The following is a 20,512-nucleotide window of genomic DNA, read 5'->3' as shown; positions in this document are numbered from 1 at the left end:
GAAAGGAAGTAGAGTAATTTGAGGTACAAAAGGGTGGGGGCAGCAAGAAAACTGGCATTATTTATGGCTGCCGCAATGTTAATAGACAACACTCAAACAGCCTGCGCATCCTCGCAGGCTGATTTTGATGTGGAATTATATGAGGAACTGTTACCGGAGGAGGAGCTATTATCGGAGGAACTGCTATCGGAGGAGCCGGAGCTTCTTCCGGAGATTCCTGAAGAGACCACAAAAGAGTCTTCTGAGGAATCTGCAGAAGAGCTGGTGCTGACCGAGGAAGAGCTGGAGATTAAAACAGAGCTTGCGGAAAATGACGTTCTTTCCGAACTTCTTGAGATGGAGGAAGGAACCGATTATGTGGAAGATCAGGTTATAACTCTTGCTTCTTCTGAGGAGGAAGCAGGCAGAATAGCCAGGGCCTACGGTGGAGAGCTTATAGACTATTCCTACGGCCTTGCCACCATAAGCCTTGAGGACAGCGGCCTCAGTGTTGTGGATGCCTTTGAATACGGCATCGATCCTGACAGCAATGTGCCTGCTGTTGAGGCCAATATCTATATGTCTTTTGAAGAAGAATACGGGGATTTTGAGAACTGGTCTGAGGAGTATTATGCAGCCGGTAATGATGATCCCATGCTGAAACCCACTGACTCAAAATACCAATGGTATCATGAGGCTCTGGGAAGTTTTTATGCCTGGGAACTCACCAAGGGCAGCAGCGATATCGTGGTGGCTGTCATTGATTCCGGCGTCCAGACTGATCATGAGGACCTTAAGGATGCCATCGTGGATAATTATGAGCAGGTCAATCAGGATACCTACGACATGGGCCTTAATGACAGTAATGAAGACGGCTATGGCCACGGAACCCATGTGGCAGGCCTTGTGGCCGCATCCATAGGCAATGACCTGGGCGGAGCGGGAGTGGCTCCCGGAGCCAAGATCCTTCCCATTAATGTCTGCAGGCCCAGTAAGCCCAGTTCCCCTGTTATTTCATACATGGTCAAGGCTATCCAGTATGTTGCCGGAGCCGTTGACGGCGAGAGCGGCACTTATTATAAGGCAAGAAGAGCGGATATCATCAATATGAGTATCGGCTCCAATACATATTCAGCAGCCATGAAGACAGCCCTTGACGCAGCCTATGCCCAGGGAGTCACCGTGGTGGCAGCCATGGGTAACGACGGCTCCAATCTGGTGAAATATCCCGCCAGATATGAGCACACCATAGGGGTCTGCGCCACCAAAAAGGACAATACCCTGGCCGAGTTCTCCAATTACGGTGACTGGGCGGATATCTCCGCTCCCGGAGCCGGCATCTATTCTTCACTGATGGGCAGCGGAAGCACCTATGGCAGCAAGGACGGCACCTCTATGGCATCCCCTATTGTTGCGGGGGCCTGTGCCCTTTATATGAGCTATGTGGGCCATGTCAGCCCCGATGCCATGCTGAAGGTCCTTAAGAACTCCGCCACCAAGGCCACCCAGCCCGGAATGGGGGCAGGTGTTGTCAATGTGGCCGCCATGCTAGGTAAGAAGCCCAAGGATACCGGCATTGATTCGGCCAACGGAACCGTTGAAACCATAACTCTTGATCAAAAGAGCATTACTTTATCCTCTCCCGCTGCAGGAATAGCGGATTATGCAGAGCTTGGGGTAGGAACCATCGAATATCGCAAGAACAGCGATGGAGTAGCGGTTGGTGATATCAACTACACCCTGTTTAAATGGAGCAGTTCCAACACAAAGGTTGTTAAAATATCAGGAGATTCGGAAGGCTACGGCCTTTCCAAGGTTGAACTTGAACCTGTGGGCCCCGGAACAGCCACTGTCACCTGTCAGCCCCTTGACAGCTCCGGCAAAAAAGCCACCTGCAAGGTGAAGGTTCTGAGCGACAAGGCGGTGACCGGCATAAGGATCTTAAGTGATACCTCCGGAAGCTATATCACTTCTGATTCGTCTGGCAAAATAAAAGAGATAGTTCTTTTTAATAATTCACCTGAGCCTGCGGAGGATACAACTCCCGGCTGGTATTACAGATATCCCTCCCTGGTTGTATATGCTCAGCAGACCACCAAAGACGGAGACTTCGATGACTATATCAAAGCTCCGGTATTTAAGAACAGTAATTCCAAGGTGGTGAGAATTGATCAGGTTGGAGATTCCGGAAAAGAGATAAGGATAACAGCTCTTTCCAAGGGAACAGCCAAGATAACCGCCACTTCCACCGATGGCTCGGGAAAGAGTACGACCATCAAGATTACTGTAAAGCAGCCTGTGACAGGCCTGGAATTATCAGGTCAGTCCTATATTCAGGCAGGAACAAAGGCCTCCTTTAAGGCCAAGGTCCTTCCCACCAATGCCAACGTCAAGACCCTGAGGTGGGAGGTTGGCGCATATAACAGTGAAACCGGCGCTATCAAGAATGTGCCGGGAGTTACTGTGACTTCAAGCGGAAAGGTCTCCGTGACAAAGGGCCTTAATTACAGCGGCGATATCACCGTAAGGGTTTCTTCCCTTGATAACAGCAATATCAAGGCCATGACCATTTTTAATATAGCTCAGAAAGCTACCAATGTTACCTTGTATAATCCCAATGCGGGAGCCGGATCCGACTGGACAACCCTTATTCCCGTATCAGATGATAACGAGAACAACTATGAATATGATTCAACCCTGACACTGGTGGGCGCCGCCTACTCCCCGGATTCAAGGCTTGGCAAAAAGGTTTCCTTTACCAGCTCCAATCCCGGTGTTGCCCGGGTTGTGGGAACAGCCTTTGACTCTGAAACAGGAAGGACAACAGCTACTATAAGGGCTTTTTCTAAAGGAAAAACCACCATCACCTGCAAGGCTCTTGATGGAAGTAAAAAGAGTAACAAGATCAACCTGAAGGTCATAATTCCTGTTTCGGGACTGTATCTTACAATTAAGGACAATCAGAGTAACTACATGGCCTATGGAGCCACCGCCACGGTAAATGCAGTGATGGGTAAGGCCTATGGCACTCCTGATAATACAGGAGTTATCTGGGATTATGACATAGTGGGATATAAGGAGCCCTACGGATCCGGAAAACTTAGTAAGGATGATCCGGAGCTTCTGGAGACAATCAAAAAGAACAAGGCCTTCTTTACTTTTTCAAACGGAAAAGTAAAGGTGGACACCAAAGAAAAGTTCATGGATGACCTGGCCAGGTACGGCTACGACAACAACGGAGATAAGATATATAAGGACTTTGGCCTGGTTGTTTATGCCACCCCTGCCGACGGATCCCACTTTAAAGCGGAATCTTCGATCTTCAGGGGAAAGGATCCCGGAACAAAGATAGAATTTATCAAATATACCGCCAGCAAGAATTCAAGTGGTGATACAGTCTACACTGCGGCCGGTGCCTTTGATGATACCATTGTGATCGATCTGGATGATGAACTTGCCGTTCCCACTGTTGTGGGAGTGGACGAGAACTCTCAGGTGGAAAATACTGTGAAATATCCTGTAAGCGTCTACAGTCTGGATACTACCATATGCAGTGCTTACTACGGAACCCGATCTAATGCGGCGGGAATTATAATTTATCCCTACAAAGAGGGCACGGCCAAGATTACCGTAAGCCTCCGGGATGGATCAGGATTCAGCAAGACACTTAATGTTCAGGTGATAAAAAAGTCCTCGAACCAGTAACCAGTAAAAAGAATAAGAAAAAGCCTTGGGACGCGAAGCTCCAAGGCTTTTTTATGTGTAAGTTCTATGGCTTTATATGGCTTTACAATACCTGGAATTCGAAGGTTCCCTTAACTCCTGAGCCATCGACTGTTTTAACGGTGATATTGCAGGTCCCTCTTGATTTACAATCAACTCTAAGAACCTTTCTCTTGTCGCCGTTATTCATGGTTACTGTTGTAACATATGCATTGGCAATCTGAGGATTGCTGCTTTCAACAGCCAGCTCATAGAAATTGGCATCCACGAAGATGTAACCTACCTGTCCTTTGTCTGCATAGTAAGAGTTGTAGAAGGAAGCTGAACCGTTATTGTAAACATAGAAGCTTATATAGTAGTTTCTGTTTACCTTGTAGAGTGTCTTTTCGGAGTAGGTTCCTGAACCGTCAGCGGCGGTAGCCTTTACCTTTACTGCATAATCTGAGTAGCTTGCGCCGTACTTTTTGATGGCTGAAACGTGGCTTGAGAAGGTTGAAGTGCTGTTGGCTGTTACTTTACCTTTATCATTTACGGTAAAGAAAGCACCGTTCTGCTTACAGTAGTTCTGCGCAGATGAGCTCAACTTTTCAAGTCCGTTGTTGCCGCGGCCGTAGATCTCATAAGTCCAGTTTACCTTTTTGTTGGTGGGCTTTCCGTAGGCTGAACCAAGGACTGCCTTAAAGGTTGTGCTGCAGCCCGTTGCCAGTGAGAGTCCTGTGCCTCCGCCTGCTACCAGATGAAGACTTGATACAGGATTGCCTACCTTTATGGTGATGGTGGCCTTTTTCTTGGAACCGTCATTGGCTGTGGCTGTTACTTTTACTGTACCTGCCTTAACAGCCTTAAGTTTAACTGAACCGCCGCTGTTTGCTGAAAGTCTTGCAACCTTGTCATTGGAAGATTTCCAGGTGATATCTGTTCCGTTGTTGGCCTTTGCCTTCAGTTCAACGCTTGTTGGCAGACCGTTCTTTGCCACTGTGTAAATGGTTGTGGTTGAAGGCTTTGTAAGGGTTACTGAGCTTGCCTTTGTAGCAGCTGCTGACTTAATTGTTACGTTTGCAGAACCTTGTTTTGCACCGGGATCTTTAGATGTTGCAATTACCTTAAAGCTTCCGGGTTTTGCAGTGCTGTCGATGGTCACCTTTCCGTTCTTTTCATTGAGGTGAACACCGGTGTAGGCCTTTTCAAGCTTATAGGTCACATCCTTAAAGCTGGCATCTGTAGGATAAACTGTTGCCTTGTAGCTTACCTTTGAACCGGGAGTGACAACAGTCTGGCCGCTTACCATGACCTGTGTGACGCCCTGGGCTACGATGATGGTAACGGATGCCTTTTTGCCTGAACCGTCCATGGCCTTGCAGGTGATGGTGGTCTTACCCTTGGATACAGCTGTTACTGTGGCGCTGGCTCCGCTTCCTGTTACAGTTGCTACATCTTTTTTGCTGGAAGTCCAGGAAGGGTTTGGAGCTGTGCCTGAGCTTACGGGCTGTACTGCCTTCAGGGTGATACTGCTTAATGAATTATCAAGGTAAATAGTTGCTGATGTAAGTTTGTCGTTCTTATTTTTAAGTCTGTATCCTGCGTTGTTGGAAGTGCTCTGGATTGATACTGATTTTACATTTTTCTTGCCGGTTACTGTTCCTTCGGTGGAAATAGGCTTGGCTGACTTGATGAGCTTGCCGACATTGAGAATGCCCTTGTTTGAACTAGCCTTAAGTGCTTTCTGCATCTTTTCCGGTGAAACATGGCCTACATAGCCCATGTAAAGGGCACAGGCTCCTGCAACAATAGGAGTTGCCTGGGATGTTCCGTCCATTACCTCATAACCCTTACCGCCTGAGTATCTGCCGGGAGACAGGCTGGTGGGATAGCAGGAAGTGATGTCTGTTCCCGGAGCACTGATGTCCTGCCAGGATCCGTAGCAGGAGAAGTATGCTCTTTTACCGGTCTCATTGACAGCGCCTACGGCGATGACATTCTTGTAGGCTGCCGGATAAGAGGTGTGGTTTGAAAGCTCATTTCCCATGGCTGCGATGATTGTAACACCACGGGCTGTTGCAAGATTGATGGACTGCTGAACGCTCTGATTGTAAGCGGGACCGCCGAGACTTAAGTTGGCGATGTCGGCTCTTCTGATTCCTGTATCAGTATTGTTGGAATTGATGCCCGCAACGTATCTGATGGCCTTCAGGACTGCATCATCTGAGGAAGAAACTCCGTTTGCATCCAGAACCTGAAGTGAGAGGATGCTGGCCTTGGGAGCTATACCGCTTCCGCCGATTCCGTTACCGGCTGTAGCAGCGATGATTCCGGCAACATGAGTTCCGTGACCGTTGCCGTCTCCGCCGCCCATACCTACGGTTACTCGTCCGCCCAGGTCAGGGTGGTCCTTCTGAACACCTGAGTCGATGACAGCTACGGTGACCTTGTGATTGCCGCCTGTTGTGATCTTCCAGGCATCATAGGTATGTATCATATCGTGATGCCACTGATAATAATGGCTTGTGGGACTAAGAAAAGAATCATTGAATTTGACGCCGTTTACTGTTTTTCCGTAAACATCTTCCCAGCTCTGAACTGTGGGAACATCCTCATAATTGAAATAAGAAGATTCATCATCTGTGTCTACGTCATACCCATCAGCAGTTCCAATGAGGTGATAGATATAATTGGGCTCAACGGCGGGGAGATTCAGGTCTGTGTCGAAAGCAAGGCTGTAAGCTGTTTCGATGCTGACTTCGCTGTCTGCAAGATCAATAACAGCCACGCCATACTCAAAGCTCTCAAGCTCTCCGGAGTAGGCTGCCGCGATCTCTTCGGCATGTTCCTGTGAATCTGCAAGGCAGATTACCTGATCGGATACATAATCAACACCTTCGACCATTCCGGCGAAAGCTTCAAGGGCCTGAGTGTTTTCGGCAAGTTCTTCTTTGAATTCTTTTTCCTCAGCGGTGAGTTCGTAATCTTCAGGCATTCCCACTACGCCTTCGGGAAGAAGGGTATCCCCTGCAGGAGCCTCGTCATTCTCATCCTCTTCGGAAAGTGTTAACTCTGTTTCTTCTGAGGCTTCATCTGAAGCTGCGTCGTAGTCGTCGGTGTTTATGTAATCTTCAAATAATTCCTCAAAAGAATCATCAGATGCGCTGTCGGATGCCTCTTCAAAGGCTTCGTCATCGGATGATTCGATGTCTTCGATGCTGTCTTCAATAATGAGCATTTCTTCATCTTCTGCGGCATAGGAAGTGGGAGCCTGTCCCATAACCAGCGCAGCACTGAGCACAGCAGCGGTTATCTGTTTGAACTTATTTTGATACATTGTCTTTCCCCTTTCTTTTTTCATACAGAGTTATTATACATAGGTGTCCGCAGGAAAAAAACAATCAATGAATCAAAATATGAGGTTTTATTTTGGTTTTTTGGCTTAATAGAGCTCAGAATAGCCGTTTATGGAAAGTTCAGGGTAGCCCTTTTCGAGGCCTCTTTTGATTACATCCCCGGGATTTTCTGTGGTGTGGAAGGTGGCAACACCGTAGGAAAACTCCACCAGCTCTATGCCGTAGAGCTCTGCGATTTTCTTTGCCTCCTCCTCGGTCTGGGCTAAACACAAAAGCTCAGCTCCTTCAACATACTCTCCGGCGGCGGGAATGACAGCTGCCGGTGCAGGCTCGATTTTTTTCACGGGGCCGCCGCAGCCAAACAGAAGTGAAAATGGAAAGATCATAATGAATACTCCTAATGCGATTTTTTTAGTTTGTCTCTTCATAGTCAATACAGTACCTCTCTTGTGTTTGTTGCCTTACATTATTATATACAGATGAAAAGTCCTTTTTGTTGAAATAAATAACACAATTTCTCTGAAATGCACAGAAAATTAATTGTCAACATGGAATTAATATTTTTTTTTTATAAAAATTTTAAAAGTTATCCACAATCCACAGAATAAAAAGGGCGAATTTGCGACTTATACACGAAGTTATCCACATTGTCCACAAAAACAATGTTTTACAAGTGGATTTTACACAATAGAAAGCAACAGATATTTTTTGTGCATAATCTACAAAAGGCCATATTTTTATAAAAAGATTATTTCATAGAATCTTTTTTGAATGGTATAATAACGTATATACAATATTCGCTGAAATAGTTTAATTGTTAGACTATTTACAGCATAGTAAAGGGGATGATCGCATGAAATTTACCATCGTAGGAAAAAACATTGAGGTCACACCGGGACTGCATGCAGCAGTTGAGGAGAAGATCGGCAAGCTTGAAAAGTATTTCACGCCCGATACATTGGTCAATGTAACACTTAACGTTGACAAGGACAGACATAAGATTGAGGTTACCATTCCTGTTAAAGGTAAGATCATTCGTGCAGAACAGGTCAGCAACGACATGTACGTATCAATCGACCTTGTAGAAGAGGTCATTGAGAGACAGCTCAAGAAGTACAGGAGCAAACTGGTTGACAAGCAGCAGGCAGAGGCCAGCTATTTTAAGAAGGAGTACATCGAAGCAGATTTCATGGATGATGAGGAAATCCGCATCGAGCGTATGAAGAAGTTCGATCCCAAGCCTATGTATCCTGAGGATGCATGCGTACAGATGGAGCTTTTGGGACATAGCTTCTTTGTATTTGTTAACGCTGAGACAGATCAGATTTGTGTGGTTTATAAGAGAAAGGGCAATACCTACGGTCTTATCGAGCCTGAATTCTAAATTCTGTTAAATAAATATCAATTTATGGAGATTTTCCAAAATAGCTTCCTTCGGGGAGCTATTTTTATTGCATTTCGCTAATGTGAATGATATAATAAATTCGTTCTGATAAAAATTTATCAATGTAGAACAAAGAGGTAAAAATTAAATACAAATTAAGGACGGAAGTCCGAAAAACGGAGGAAATGCTTTATGGCACAGAAGGTAGTTTTGGCAGGCGCAGTGAGAACAGCTATCGGCAAGATGGGCGGAGCTCTCAGCAATACTCCTGCAGCTGAACTTGGTTCAATCGTAATCAAGGAGGCACTTAATCGTGCAGGTGTTAAGCCTGAACAGGTAGACGAGGTACTCATGGGATGCGTTATCCAGGCAGGTCTTGGACAGAACGTAGCAAGACAGGCATCAATTAAGGCAGGACTTCCTATCGAGACTCCTGCAGTTACCCTTAATGTTGTTTGCGGATCAGGTCTTAACTGCGTTAACATGGCAGCTGATCTTATCAAGGCCGGTGAGGCTGATATCGTAGTAGCAGGCGGTATGGAGAACATGTCTATGGCTCCTTACGCACTTCCTAATGCACGTTTTGGTTATCGTATGAACAACGGAACCGTTGTAGATACCATGGTAAACGATGCTCTTACAGATGCATTCAATCACTATCACATGATGATCACAGCAGAGAATATCTGCGATAGATGGAACCTTACAAGAGAAGAGCTCGATGAGTTCTCAGCTAATTCTCAGCAGAAGTGCGAGAAGGCTATGGCTGATGGCAAGTTCGACGCCGAGATCGTTCCTGTTCCTGTTAAGGTTAAGAAAGAAATCGTTGAGTTCAAGGTTGATGAGGGCCCTCGTGCCGGCACAACAGTTGAAACTCTTGCTAAGCTTAAATGCTGCTCAGGCAAGGAAGGCGGCCTTGTAACAGCTGGTAACGCTTCAGGTATCAACGACGGCGCTGCAGCAGTTGTTGTTATGAGCGAAGAGAAGGCTAAGGAACTTGGAATCAAGCCTATGGCTACATGGGTAGGCGGCGCTCTTGCAGGTGTTGAGCCTGAGGTTATGGGTATCGGACCTGTTGCTGCAACCAAGAAGGTTCTTAAGAAGACAGAGCTTTCACTTGATGATATCGATCTTATCGAGGCTAACGAGGCATTCGCTGCACAGTCAGTTGCAGTTGCCAAGGACCTTGGTTTTGATATGAGCAAGGTTAACGTAAACGGTGGCGCTATCGCTCTCGGACATCCCGTAGGAGCTTCAGGATGCCGTATCCTTGTTACTCTTCTTCACGAGATGGCTAAGAGAGACGATGCTAAGAAGGGTCTTGCTACTCTTTGCATCGGTGGCGGAATGGGCTGCGCAACAATCGTTGAGAAATATCGCTAAAAAGTAGTGAGAATAATAATAACTAAAATCTTTCACAGGAGGGATTTATAAATGGGTTTTGTTAATTGCGAAGTAAAAGAGAAGATCGCTGTTGTAACAATCAATCGTCCTGAGGCACTCAATGCTCTTAATTCTCAGGTTCTCGATGATCTTGCTGCAGCTTTCGACGGAATTGATACAAACGTTGTAAGAGCAGTTGTTCTTACAGGTGCCGGCGAGAAGTCATTCGTTGCAGGCGCTGACATCGGCGAGATGAGTACACTTTCCAAGGCTGAGGGTGAGGCTTTCGGTAAGAAGGGTAACGACATCTTCCGTAAGATCGAGCAGTTCCCTGTACCTGTAATCGCTGCAATCAATGGATTCGCTCTTGGCGGCGGATGCGAGATCTCCATGAGCTGTGATATCCGTATCTGCTCAGAAAATGCTATGTTTGGTCAGCCTGAGGTTGGTCTCGGAATCACCCCCGGCTTTGGCGGAACACAGAGACTTGCACGTCTCATCGGCGCCGGAATGGCTAAGCAGCTTATCTACACTGCTAAGAACATCAAGGCTGACGAGGCTTACAGAATTGGTCTTGTTAACGCTGTATATCCTCAGGAAGAGCTCCTTGCAGCTGCTGAGAAGATGGCTAACCAGATCGCAGCCAATGCACCTATCGCTGTTCGTGCATGCAAGAAGGCAATCAACGATGGTCTTCAGGTTAACATCGACGATGCTCTTGTAATCGAAGAGAAGCTTTTCGGCTCATGCTTCGAGTCAGAGGATCAGAGAGAGGGTATGGCTAACTTCCTTAGAAAGAAAGACGACCCTAAGAAGGTAAAAGTAGTAGATTTTAAAAACGCGTGATCAATAGATAAATAATAAGAAAATACTAGGAGGAAAACAAAATGAAGGTTGCTGTTATTGGCGCTGGTACAATGGGATCAGGAATTGCTCAGACATTTGCTCAGGCTGCGTCTGTAGAGAAGGTTTATCTTTGCGATATCAAGACTGAGTTTGCTGAGGGCGGATTTGCCAAGATCAAGAAGGGTCTTGATAAGCAGGTTGCCAAGGGAAAGAAGACTCAGGAAGAGGCTGATGCTATCACAGCTAAGATCCAGACAGGTCTTAATGACATCTGTGCTGATGCTGATCTTGTAGTAGAGGCTGCTCTTGAGGTTATGGACATCAAGAAGAATCTTTTCAAGGAGCTTCAGGAGAACATCGTTAAGAATCCTGATTGCATCTTTGCATCTAACACATCATCACTTTCAATCACAGAGATCGGTTCAGGTCTTGCTAAGCCTATCATCGGTATGCACTTCTTCAATCCTGCTCCTGTTATGAAGCTGGTAGAGGTTATTCAGGGTGCCAACACTCCTGATGAGTACGTAGACAAGATCAAGAAGATTTCTGAGGATCTCGGAAAGACTCCTGTACAGGTTAACGAGGCAGCCGGTTTCGTAGTAAACAGAATCCTTGTTCCTATGATCAACGAAGGTATCTTCGTATATTCAGAAGGCGTTTCAGATATCGCAGGTATCGACACAGCTATGAAGCTTGGATGTAACCATCCTATGGGACCCCTTGAGCTGGGCGATTACATTGGTCTTGATATCGTTCTTGCTATCATGGACGTTCTTTATGCAGAGACCGGAGATTCCAAGTATCGTGCTTGCCCTCTTCTTCGCAAGATGGTTCGTGGCAAGAAGCTCGGTGTTAAGACTGGTATCGGTTTCTACAACTACGCAGACGGAAACAAGGTTCCTACAGATAAGTAATCACCTGGCGAGGTCTTTTCGAGCCTGGTGTACTACTTAGTTCTGGCGCATCTTCAGATGCGAGCAGAACTTCATTATGAATAATATAAAAAACGGAGGAAATTATAATGGATTTTCAGCTTGATCAGCAACATGAAATGGCTAGATCTCTTTTCAGGGAATTCGCAGAAAAAGAAGTTAAGCCTCATGCAATAGACGTTGATGAGACAGAGGAGTTCCCAAGAGAGACCGTTGCTAAGATGCAGAAGTACGGATTTATGGGTATTCCTGTACCAAAGGAGTACGGCGGACAGGGATGTGATCCTCTTACATACGTTATGTGTGTAGAGGAGCTTGCAAAGGTTTGTGGTACAACAGCAGTTATCGTATCTGCTCACACATCACTTTGCTGCGATCCTATTCTTACATATGGTACAGAGGAGCAGAAGCAGAAATACCTTGTACCTCTTGCTAAGGGCGAGAAGCTCGGTGCTTTCGGTCTTACAGAGCCCATGGCTGGAACAGACGCTCAGGGCGTTCAGACCAAGGCTGTTCTTACAGAGGATGGCAAGGAGTGGGTTCTTAACGGATCCAAGTGCTTCATCACAAACGGTAAGGAAGCTGATGTTTACATCATCTTCGCTTACACAGATGTTGTAGAAGATAAGAAGGGCAGAAAGCAGAAGAAGTTCTCAGCATTCATCGTTGAGAAGGATACACCTGGTTTCACCTTCGGAACAAAAGAGAATAAGATGGGTATCCGTGGATCATCCACATACGAGCTCATTTTCCAGGATTGCCACATTCCTGCTGAGAACCTTCTTGGTACTCGCGGCAAGGGCTTCGCAATCGCAATGCACACACTTGACGGCGGACGTATCGGTATCGCTGCTCAGGCTCTTGGTATTGCAGAGGGCGCTCTTGACAGAACAGTTGAGTATGTAAAAGAGAGAAAGCAGTTCGGCAGAGCAATCGGTGCTTTCCAGAACACACAGTTCCAGCTTGCAAACATGGCTACACAGTGCGAAGCCGCTAAGCTTCTTGTATATCAGGCAGCTGATGCTAAGAAGACAAAAGACTACTACGGAATTGAAGCTGCAAAGGCTAAGCTTTTTGCTGCTGAGGTTGCAATGGATGTTACAACCAAGGCTGTACAGCTTCACGGCGGATATGGTTACATCAGAGAGTACGAAGTAGAGAGAATGATGCGTGACGCTAAGATCACAGAAATCTACGAGGGTACATCTGAGGTTCAGAGAATGGTTATCTCTGGCGCACTTCTGAAGTAAATCACTTGATGAGGTTCTTTCGAATCTAGTGAGTTACTTCGTTCGGTCGAGTGTTTTGCACGAGAGCCGAACTTCCTTGTGAATAACTGAAAATAAGAGAAGGAGAAAACATAATGAAAGTAGTAGTTTGCATTAAGCAGGTCCCTGATACAAAGGGCGGCGTTAAATTCAAACCCGACGGAACACTTGATAGAGGCGCAATGCTTGCTATCATGAATCCTGATGATAAAGCTGGCCTTGAGGCAGCACTTAGATTAAAAGATCAGTACGGAGCAGAGGTTACAGTTGTAACCATGGGACTTCCCAAGGCTGAGGCAGTTCTTCGTGAGGCCATGGCTATGGGTGCTGACAAGGCAGTTCTTGTTACTGACAGAGTACTTGGTGGAGCTGATACATGGGCTACATCATCAACAATCGCAGGCGCACTTAGAAACATGGAGTATGACCTTGTAATCACCGGCCGTCAGGCTATCGATGGTGATACAGCTCAGGTTGGTCCTCAGATCTCTGAGCACCTTGGACTTCCTGTAATCTCTTATGCAGAAGAGATCAAGGTTGACGAGAAGGCTAAGAAGGTTGTTGTTAAGCGTCAGTTCGAGGATCGTTATCACATGGTTGAGGCTAAGCTGCCTTGCCTTATCACAGCTCTTGCAGAGCTTGGTGAGCCCAGATACATGACTCCCGGCGGAATCTTTGATGCTTTCGAGAAGGAAGTTACAGTTTGGGGAAGAGCAGATCTTAAGGATGTTGACGATTCTAACCTTGGACTTAAGGGTTCACCTACACAGATCGCAAAGGCTTCTGACAAAGTAAAGAAGGGCCAGGGCGAGAAGGTTACTCCTGATTCAGCAGAAGAAGCAGTTGAGTACCTTGTAGGTAAGCTTACAGAGAAGCACGTTATCTGAGTGATATAGTGACGAAAAGTTTCATTTATGACTGCTTGCAGGCATATAAATGAAACCTTGAGGAACGAACATACATGAGTAAAAAAGACATGTGAATGAAATGAGCAGGTCGATTTACGAATGTATGTAGCATGTCGAGAGCGTAAGCGGAGACATGCGTATATCACGGACTAAATTATTACAAAATTCAAAGGAGAATAGTCATGCCTAGAGAAAATATAGAACAGTATAAAGGTGTATTTATCTTTGCTCAGCAGGTAGACAATGAGCTTTCCGGAATCGCTCTTGAGCTTCTGGGCAAAGCAAAAGATCTTGCAAATGATCTTGATGAGAAGAAAGTTACAGCAGTTCTGCTTGGTGAAAACGTTGGAAGCCTTGTAGACACTCTTGCTGAGTATGGTGCAGACAGAGTAATCGTTGTTGACGATCCTGCACTTAAGGATTACAGAACAGAGCCTTACACACACGCTCTTGCATCTGTTATCAACGAGTTCAAGCCTGAGATCCTTCTTGTTGGTGCTACAGCTATCGGCCGTGACCTTGGCCCTCGTGTATCTTCACGTGTTCACACAGGTCTTACAGCTGACTGTACACAGCTTGATATCGGTGATTTCCCTCTTAACGCTGTAGAGGGACAGGAGCAGAAGCACAAACAGCTCCTTATGACACGTCCTGCATTCGGTGGTAACACAATCGCTACTATCGCTTGCCCTGACTTCCGTCCTCAGATGGCTACTGTACGTCCCGGCGTTATGCAGAAGATCACCCCTGTAAAGGGCGCTAAGGCTGAGGTTGTAGAGTTCAATCCGGGATTCGAAGAGAACGACTGCTACACAAAGATCCTTGAGATTGTTAAGGCAGTTTCAGAGGTTGAGGACATCCAGGAAGCTAAGATCCTTGTATCCGGCGGACGTGGTGTTGGATCAGCTGAGAACTTCAAGATTCTTGATGATCTTGCAAAGGCACTTCACGGAACAGTTTCCTGCTCACGTGCAGTTGTAGATTCAGGCTGGAAGCCTAAGGATCTTCAGGTAGGTCAGACAGGTAAGACTGTTCGTCCTAAGGTATACTTCGCAATCGGTATCAGCGGAGCTATCCAGCACGTTGCCGGTATGGAAGAGTCAGATCTCATCATCGCTATCAACAAGGATGAGAACGCTCCTATCTTCGATGTAGCTGATTACGGCGTAGTAGGCGACCTTAACAAGATCGTTCCTGCACTGACAAAGAAGATCGAAGAGGCACTTGCAGCTAAGGGCTGATTTGAGACATACTAGATAATACGCGGCTCAGACCATTTTGGTCTGGGCCGTTTTTACATTTCATCCACAGCTAAACCGGCCCGGACTCAAAATGGTTCCTGAGCCGCTCACCTCCCTGGCTTCCCCTCAAATTGCCCATGTAACAAGTGCACTGGTTTTTGTGAAATAGGATAAGATGAGTGAAATGTGATAGTTTTATCCTATAAAATATCACGATATGGATTATATAGAATCGGTATGACGAATATTTCGAAAAATTATAGGATAAGACTAGCGCAATTCATGAATCTTATCCTATTTTTTTTAGAAAAATGTAGGATAAAACAATTGATAATGTTAGAACTTATCCTATTTTCCTGTTTTCGTTATCTTCCCCCAAGCTCCAATTCCGTCAAGGAACCGTGGAATAAACCGCAGCGCCACAACTTGACGTGAGGCGGGTATATGAAAAGCTGCGCGAGGATTTATGCCGCGAAAGTCCTTGACGGAATTGGAGCGGCACACACCCTTGTCTATCGGGATGGCACCTCTAGTGCCATCCCTTGACTAACAATGGGGAACTTCGCTTGCCACAGCGTATGCGTGGTGACGAAAAACAAGGATTTGTCTCTCGTTCTAGAAACACAATTAATCTAGCTCATTCCCGCCATATCATGTTATGATAGTTGCGCTGAAACTATGAATTACAAGCCAATAAAGAACGGAGTAAATATATAAATGGACAAGAAACAGAAATTATTAGACTTAATAGATAAAGCCGGCAAAGGCAGCATCGAGGCCGCCGAGGAGATCGCTGTAGGTTACTTCAAGGGTGACTTCGGTGAGAAGAACTTCGCCAAGGCCAGGAAATGGGCTTCCTATGCCGCAAAGCACGGCAGCGAAAGAGCAGCAGAAATACTGAAGGAAATGGAATAATTTGCCGTGAAAAATGGGGGATGCAAGAGGTGAGTACGGAAGGCTATTATTATGTGAACTTAATGACGGAGCTGACGTTGCATCTTTTTCTGTAAAGGAAATGATAGGCGGCTCCATGGATGTTACAATAAACGGTTCCAAGGTGGGCACTCTTACGGGGCCGGGATATGAGCATTTTTATGTAAAACCCGTTATAATGGAAGAGTTGGACAGTGCTTCGGGAAGCATTGAGACAAAATTCGGAACTATCAGCGTTTCTTATGATAAAAACAGCGGAACCATGAAGGTAGCGGCTCCTAAAGGCACCACCTGCACACTGACACTCCCATCAGGGGAAAAGAGGGAGCTTGAGAGCGGAGAGCAGGAATTTAACTTCTGAAAACAAGAGGGGTAATAGGGGAAATACAAAAGAAGGGAACAGTATGAAAAAATGAGTATTGAATGGGGAGTGTTGGGGATTGAACCCACCAAGGATAAGGACGTTATCACAAAGGCTTACAGAAGTGAGCTTAAAAAGACCAATCCCGAGGATGATCCTGAGGGATTTAAGAGGCTCAGGGCAGCCTACGAACAGGCACAGAAATTCGCCCAGGAGTCAGATGACAGCAGCGGCGAAAAAACTCCATTGGATCAGTGGAGAGCACAGCTGGAGGATATCTACAACGATTTTACCAAAAGAAAGGATCCAAAGTGCTGGAGAAAGCTTTTTGATGAGCCAATAGTTACCAACCTGGATACAAGACCTCAGGCCCAGGAGTGCCTTTTTACCTTCCTTATGGACAGCTTCAACCTCTCTAAGGAAGTATGGAACCTCATCGGGGATGAATTTGATGTTATCGCCAGAAAAGAAGAACTTTATAACGAGTGGCACAAGGATTTCATAGACTTTGTAATTATCGGTGGAATGCAGGGTGAAGAGGGACTGCCCCTGGAATTATTCACCCCTGGAACCGACGGATTTAAGTGCGACAGATACAGGGAACTCTTTTACCGGGCTGTTAAGAGGGAGAGAGAAAATAAGCAGCAGGAGGCCCTGGCTCTCCTTGATGAGATAGAGGAGCTTCCTGAGAAGCACCCCTATGGAGAGGCCCTGAAGGCCAGACTCACTGTTTCTTCCAATGGGGATTCCATGGACACTCTCCTTGCTCTTTACAAAAAGATGCCTGAGGATGCCTATATTATTCAGAATTTTTACCGGGGATTGCTCACCCTTGAGAGATTTGAGGAATGTGAGAAGTACTGCAGGGAAGCGATCGAGAAGAGTCCGGACCAGGTGGATCTGTACCTGTTTCTTGTGGATGCACTTATGGGGCAGGGCAAAAAACGCGATACCACTGAGGTTTTCAGAAAGGCTATGCGTGTAAAAATGGCCAATTCAGAGCGCATTGTCATTGCCTATAACAGGGCTAAGGTCTGCGACCAGATCATCGCGGATGACAATATAAAAGTGGTAAATGAGGATCCCAAGTTCAATGAAGAGATGGCCTGGTGCTGCATAACCGGCACAACTCAAGCCCCTGATAAGGCCAGGATCTATTTTGACAGAATTAAAAAAGGCGGCATTCCGGACTTTGACTATGACAATCTGGCGGTGGCCATTGCGACTTTGGAAGATGATACAGACAAGGTATTGGAATACACCGACAGGCTTATAAACAGCAGGGATCAGCTCACTTCCAAAGAGGATATAGAAAATTATGATTATCGTCTTTCCAGCTGGTATGTGTCCAGGATGAATGCCTATTCCAAGAAGGGCGATATAGACGCAGCAATGGATATCATGGACCTTGTCCTTGAAAAATTCGGGGATGAGAGAACCATGCTTATCAGCTGTGCCAGCGCATCTCTTTCAATGGAGAAGTTTGAAATGGCAAAGAAGATTGCCCAGAGACTTATTGACGGGGATCAGCTGGAGATAGACGGATGGTACTTTATGGCCCAGGCCTGCGAGGGACTTAAGGATGATGCCGGGGAGCTTGCGGCTGCGGAAAGACTTATCAATCTTGGAGAAACTGCGGCAGAGGGTGTCCTTCATCAGATCAAGGTCCTTTCAAGAAACGGCGCCGGAGACCAGATGGATGGCCTGTTTTATTCCAGTGTCAATGCTTTCAGAAGAGCCGGAAGAGCTTCTCAGGCTGAAGAACTGGTGCTGAAGGTGTACGATTTCCTGAATCTGGATATCGGTGATAGCGATCTTTTCCAGATATATGCCCAGTTTGGCCAGTGGGATAAGGCCAGGGAGTTCCTCAAGAACAGAAATGAGAAATACTTCCTGGATACAAAGACAAAAGAGATCCTCCTTGAGCTCTATCAGGGCAATATCAAGAAGGCCAAGGGTCTGTATCTGAAGTTTAACCTTATTCATCATGTGTTTAAGGACAGAGAGATAGATGACTATTTCATGAGAATCAAGGGCGACCTTAAGGGTCAGCTTCGCTTACATGAAAAGAAGTTTAAAGAAGCCCAGAAGAAGGACTACTGGCTCTTTTACAGAGCTAACCATCTGGCCTTTATCTGCAGCCTTATGAAGAATTATGAAAAGGCAAAAGAGTACGCAACCATCCTGTTGGAAGAAAACAAGGAGCACGTAAAAGCAGATCCTGAAAGCGCAACTCTCTACAGCAGCATGGACATTATCGGCTATGCTGCCCTGGGTGATTTTGCCAAGGCAAGGCAGCAGATTGAGGAAGTCAGAAAGATGCCTTTGTGCGAAAACTGCTACTACGGCGAGTGCAAGGATTCCTACATCTATGAGATGTATGTGGAGGTCCTGGAAGGCAATTATGAAAAGGCCCATGAGCTTGCGAAGATGGGCATGGAGAGATGGCCCGATGATGTGGACTTCGTGACCATGGAATACGAAATGAGAAGCATGGGGGTATGAAATGCTTATAGGAATTGATCTGGGGACTACCAACAGTCTTGCCGGATTTTACAAGGACGGAGAAGTAAAGATAATTCCCAACCGACTGGGGGAGGAACTGACTCCCTCGGTGGTTGCCATAAATGAAAATGATGAGGTGCTGGTGGGCAGAGTGGCCCTGGAGTACGGAAGGCTTCATCCCGTGGACTGTGCCAAGGTCTTTAAGCGCAGCATGGGCACGGAGAAGACCTATCAGCTTCGGGGAAAAAAGTTTAATTCCACCGATCTTTCCTCCTTTGTCCTGAGATCTTTGAAGGAGGATGCTGAGGCCTATCTTGGCTGCGAAGTTGACAAGGCCATAATCAGTGTCCCCGCATATTTCAATGACCTGCAAAGGCGTGCCACAGCCCAGGCCGGTGCTCTGGCGGGCCTTGAGGTTGTAAGGATAATAAATGAGCCCTCCGCCGCGGCTCTTGCCTACGGCGTGGGACTTTCGGACAAGGATGAGAAGTGCCTTGTTTTTGATCTTGGCGGCGGAACACTGGATGTATCCATATTGGAATACAGCGATGATTACATGGAGGTTCATGCCATCGCCGGTGACAATTTTACCGGAGGAGAGGATTTTACAAGGGTTCTTACAGAACTCTTTTTGAAAAAAGCAGGTAAAAAGCCTGAGATTCTGAGCGCAAAGGAAATGAATCTGGTGATGGCAGTCACCGAGGATGCCAAAAAGAAGGCGGGCCCGGGAGTGTTCAATATCAGCTGCAGGCTTGGAGATGAGCTTGTGGAGCAGACCATAAAGAACTCCGAATTCGAGGAGGAGTGCGAGGCTCTTAAGGCCCGCATAAGAAAGCCCATAGAAAAGGCCCTTAAGGATTCCGGCACTAAGCTTTCCGATATTGACAGAGTGATCCTGGTGGGAGGAGCCACCAAACTGGGCATTGTAAGAAACTATGCCGCCAAGCTCTTTTCCTGCTTCCCGGAGACAATAGTGGATCCCGACAAGGCAGTGGCCATGGGAGCAGCAATTGCCTGCGGTCTCAAGGAGAGAAACAAGGAAATCAAGGAGATGGTATTTGTTGATGTATGCCCTTTTACCCTGGGTACAGAGGTCTGCGTCAACAACGGACGATTCGACGAGCCGGGACATTACCTTCCCATCATCCAGAGAAACACCGTCATTCCCGTCAGCTGCACCCAGACTGTATATACCATGAGGGACGATCAGAGTGCGGTGGAGGTCAAGGTTCTTCAGGGTGAGAGCAGAATGGCATCCAACAACCTGAAGCTGGGAGAGCTGTCCATTGCAGTGCCCCCTGCTCCTGCGGGAAAGGAGTCCATTGACATCACCTACACCTACGACATCAACTCCATTCTTGAGGTGGAGGTCAAGGTGAATTCCACGGGCCAGAGTAAGAAAATCGTCATTCAGAAGGGTGACAAGAGAGTATCCGAAAAGGAGATCGAGGAGCGCTTCAAGGAGCTTGAATATTTAAAGCAGAACCCCAGAGACGAGGAGCCTAATGCACTGGTTCTTCTAAGAGGTGAGAGGCTCTATGAGGAGGGTGACCAGGAGCTCAGGGCTGCCATAGACCGGGAGATCATGAAGTTTGAAAGAGCCCTTGAGAAAAAGGACAGACCGGGAATCGAGAAGGCCAGAAGAGAGCTGACAGAGTTTCTTGATGAAATAGAAAACAACGATCAGGATATAAACGGCTGGAATTAACAGGAG

General features: G+C 46.5%; 14 protein-coding genes. 12 read left to right on the top strand and 2 right to left on the bottom strand.

The genetic code is table 11. The annotated features are described in order from the left end of the window. Window positions 1-18 precede the first annotated feature (18 nt). Window positions 19-3,684 (top strand): S8 family peptidase, encoded by a 3,666-nt coding sequence (locus tag T359_RS0113120; RefSeq protein ID WP_026517876.1) that lies wholly within the window; start codon window positions 19-21, stop codon window positions 3,682-3,684. 82 nt (window positions 3,685-3,766) lie between these two features. Here T359_RS0113120 and T359_RS21705 read toward each other — a convergent pair whose 3' ends face one another. Continuing rightward, the gene (locus tag T359_RS21705; RefSeq protein ID WP_051545386.1) at window positions 3,767-7,018 is read right to left on the bottom strand and encodes a S8 family serine peptidase; all 3,252 of its coding nucleotides are present in this window, start codon (window positions 7,016-7,018) and stop codon (window positions 3,767-3,769) included. Window positions 7,019-7,123: 105 nt separating this feature from the next. Further along, the gene (locus T359_RS0113110; RefSeq protein ID WP_026517875.1) at window positions 7,124-7,423 is read right to left on the bottom strand and encodes a hypothetical protein; all 300 of its coding nucleotides are present in this window, start codon (window positions 7,421-7,423) and stop codon (window positions 7,124-7,126) included. Window positions 7,424-7,890: 467 nt separating this feature from the next. Here T359_RS0113110 and hpf point away from each other — a divergent pair, with 467 nt between their 5' ends. The 11 genes from hpf to T359_RS0113055 all read left to right on the top strand — a co-directional run bounded on the left by hpf (window position 7,891) and on the right by T359_RS0113055 (window position 20,506). Next, on the top strand, window positions 7,891-8,421 hold the full coding sequence (gene hpf / locus T359_RS0113105) for a ribosome hibernation-promoting factor, HPF/YfiA family (RefSeq protein ID WP_026517874.1): 531 nt from the start codon (window positions 7,891-7,893) through the stop codon (window positions 8,419-8,421). Between the two features lie 192 nt (window positions 8,422-8,613). Beyond that, on the top strand, window positions 8,614-9,804 hold the full coding sequence (locus T359_RS0113100; RefSeq protein WP_026517873.1) for an acetyl-CoA C-acetyltransferase: 1,191 nt from the start codon (window positions 8,614-8,616) through the stop codon (window positions 9,802-9,804). Window positions 9,805-9,855: 51 nt separating this feature from the next. Then, on the top strand, window positions 9,856-10,650 hold the full coding sequence (locus tag T359_RS0113095) for an enoyl-CoA hydratase-related protein (protein ID WP_026517872.1): 795 nt from the start codon (window positions 9,856-9,858) through the stop codon (window positions 10,648-10,650). Between the two features lie 41 nt (window positions 10,651-10,691). Then, window positions 10,692-11,564 carry a 3-hydroxyacyl-CoA dehydrogenase family protein gene (locus T359_RS0113090; RefSeq protein ID WP_026517871.1) on the top strand — a complete coding sequence of 291 codons (873 nt, stop codon included), beginning with the start codon at window positions 10,692-10,694 and terminating at the stop codon, window positions 11,562-11,564. 107 nt (window positions 11,565-11,671) lie between these two features. Beyond that, a complete protein-coding gene (locus T359_RS0113085; RefSeq protein WP_026517870.1) occupies window positions 11,672-12,832 on the top strand; it encodes an acyl-CoA dehydrogenase in 1,161 nt (386 codons plus the stop codon). A 113-nt stretch (window positions 12,833-12,945) separates the two neighbouring features. After that, a complete protein-coding gene (locus tag T359_RS0113080) occupies window positions 12,946-13,737 on the top strand; it encodes an electron transfer flavoprotein subunit beta/FixA family protein (protein WP_026517869.1) in 792 nt (263 codons plus the stop codon). Window positions 13,738-13,940: 203 nt separating this feature from the next. Beyond that, the gene (locus T359_RS0113075) at window positions 13,941-14,999 is read left to right on the top strand and encodes an electron transfer flavoprotein subunit alpha/FixB family protein (RefSeq protein WP_035784483.1); all 1,059 of its coding nucleotides are present in this window, start codon (window positions 13,941-13,943) and stop codon (window positions 14,997-14,999) included. 717 nt (window positions 15,000-15,716) lie between these two features. Then, on the top strand, window positions 15,717-15,914 hold the full coding sequence (locus T359_RS0113070; RefSeq protein WP_022777649.1) for a hypothetical protein: 198 nt from the start codon (window positions 15,717-15,719) through the stop codon (window positions 15,912-15,914). A gap of 13 nt (window positions 15,915-15,927) precedes the next feature. Next, the gene (locus T359_RS0113065; RefSeq protein ID WP_026517867.1) at window positions 15,928-16,293 is read left to right on the top strand and encodes an alpha-L-rhamnosidase C-terminal domain-containing protein; all 366 of its coding nucleotides are present in this window, start codon (window positions 15,928-15,930) and stop codon (window positions 16,291-16,293) included. Between the two features lie 51 nt (window positions 16,294-16,344). Further along, window positions 16,345-18,798: a hypothetical protein gene (locus T359_RS0113060; RefSeq protein ID WP_026517866.1), complete on the top strand. Its 2,454-nt coding sequence runs from the start codon at window positions 16,345-16,347 to the stop codon at window positions 18,796-18,798. A gap of 1 nt (window position 18,799) precedes the next feature. Next, window positions 18,800-20,506 carry an Hsp70 family protein gene (locus tag T359_RS0113055; RefSeq protein ID WP_026517865.1) on the top strand — a complete coding sequence of 569 codons (1,707 nt, stop codon included), beginning with the start codon at window positions 18,800-18,802 and terminating at the stop codon, window positions 20,504-20,506. Window positions 20,507-20,512: the final 6 nt, after the last annotated feature.

The sequence above is a fragment of the Butyrivibrio sp. MC2021 genome (genome assembly GCF_000621605.1).
GTDB lineage: Bacteria > Bacillota > Clostridia > Lachnospirales > Lachnospiraceae > Butyrivibrio.
Note: the sequence above shows the minus strand (reverse complement) of the source record. Positions and strands in the feature narration are given on the sequence as shown.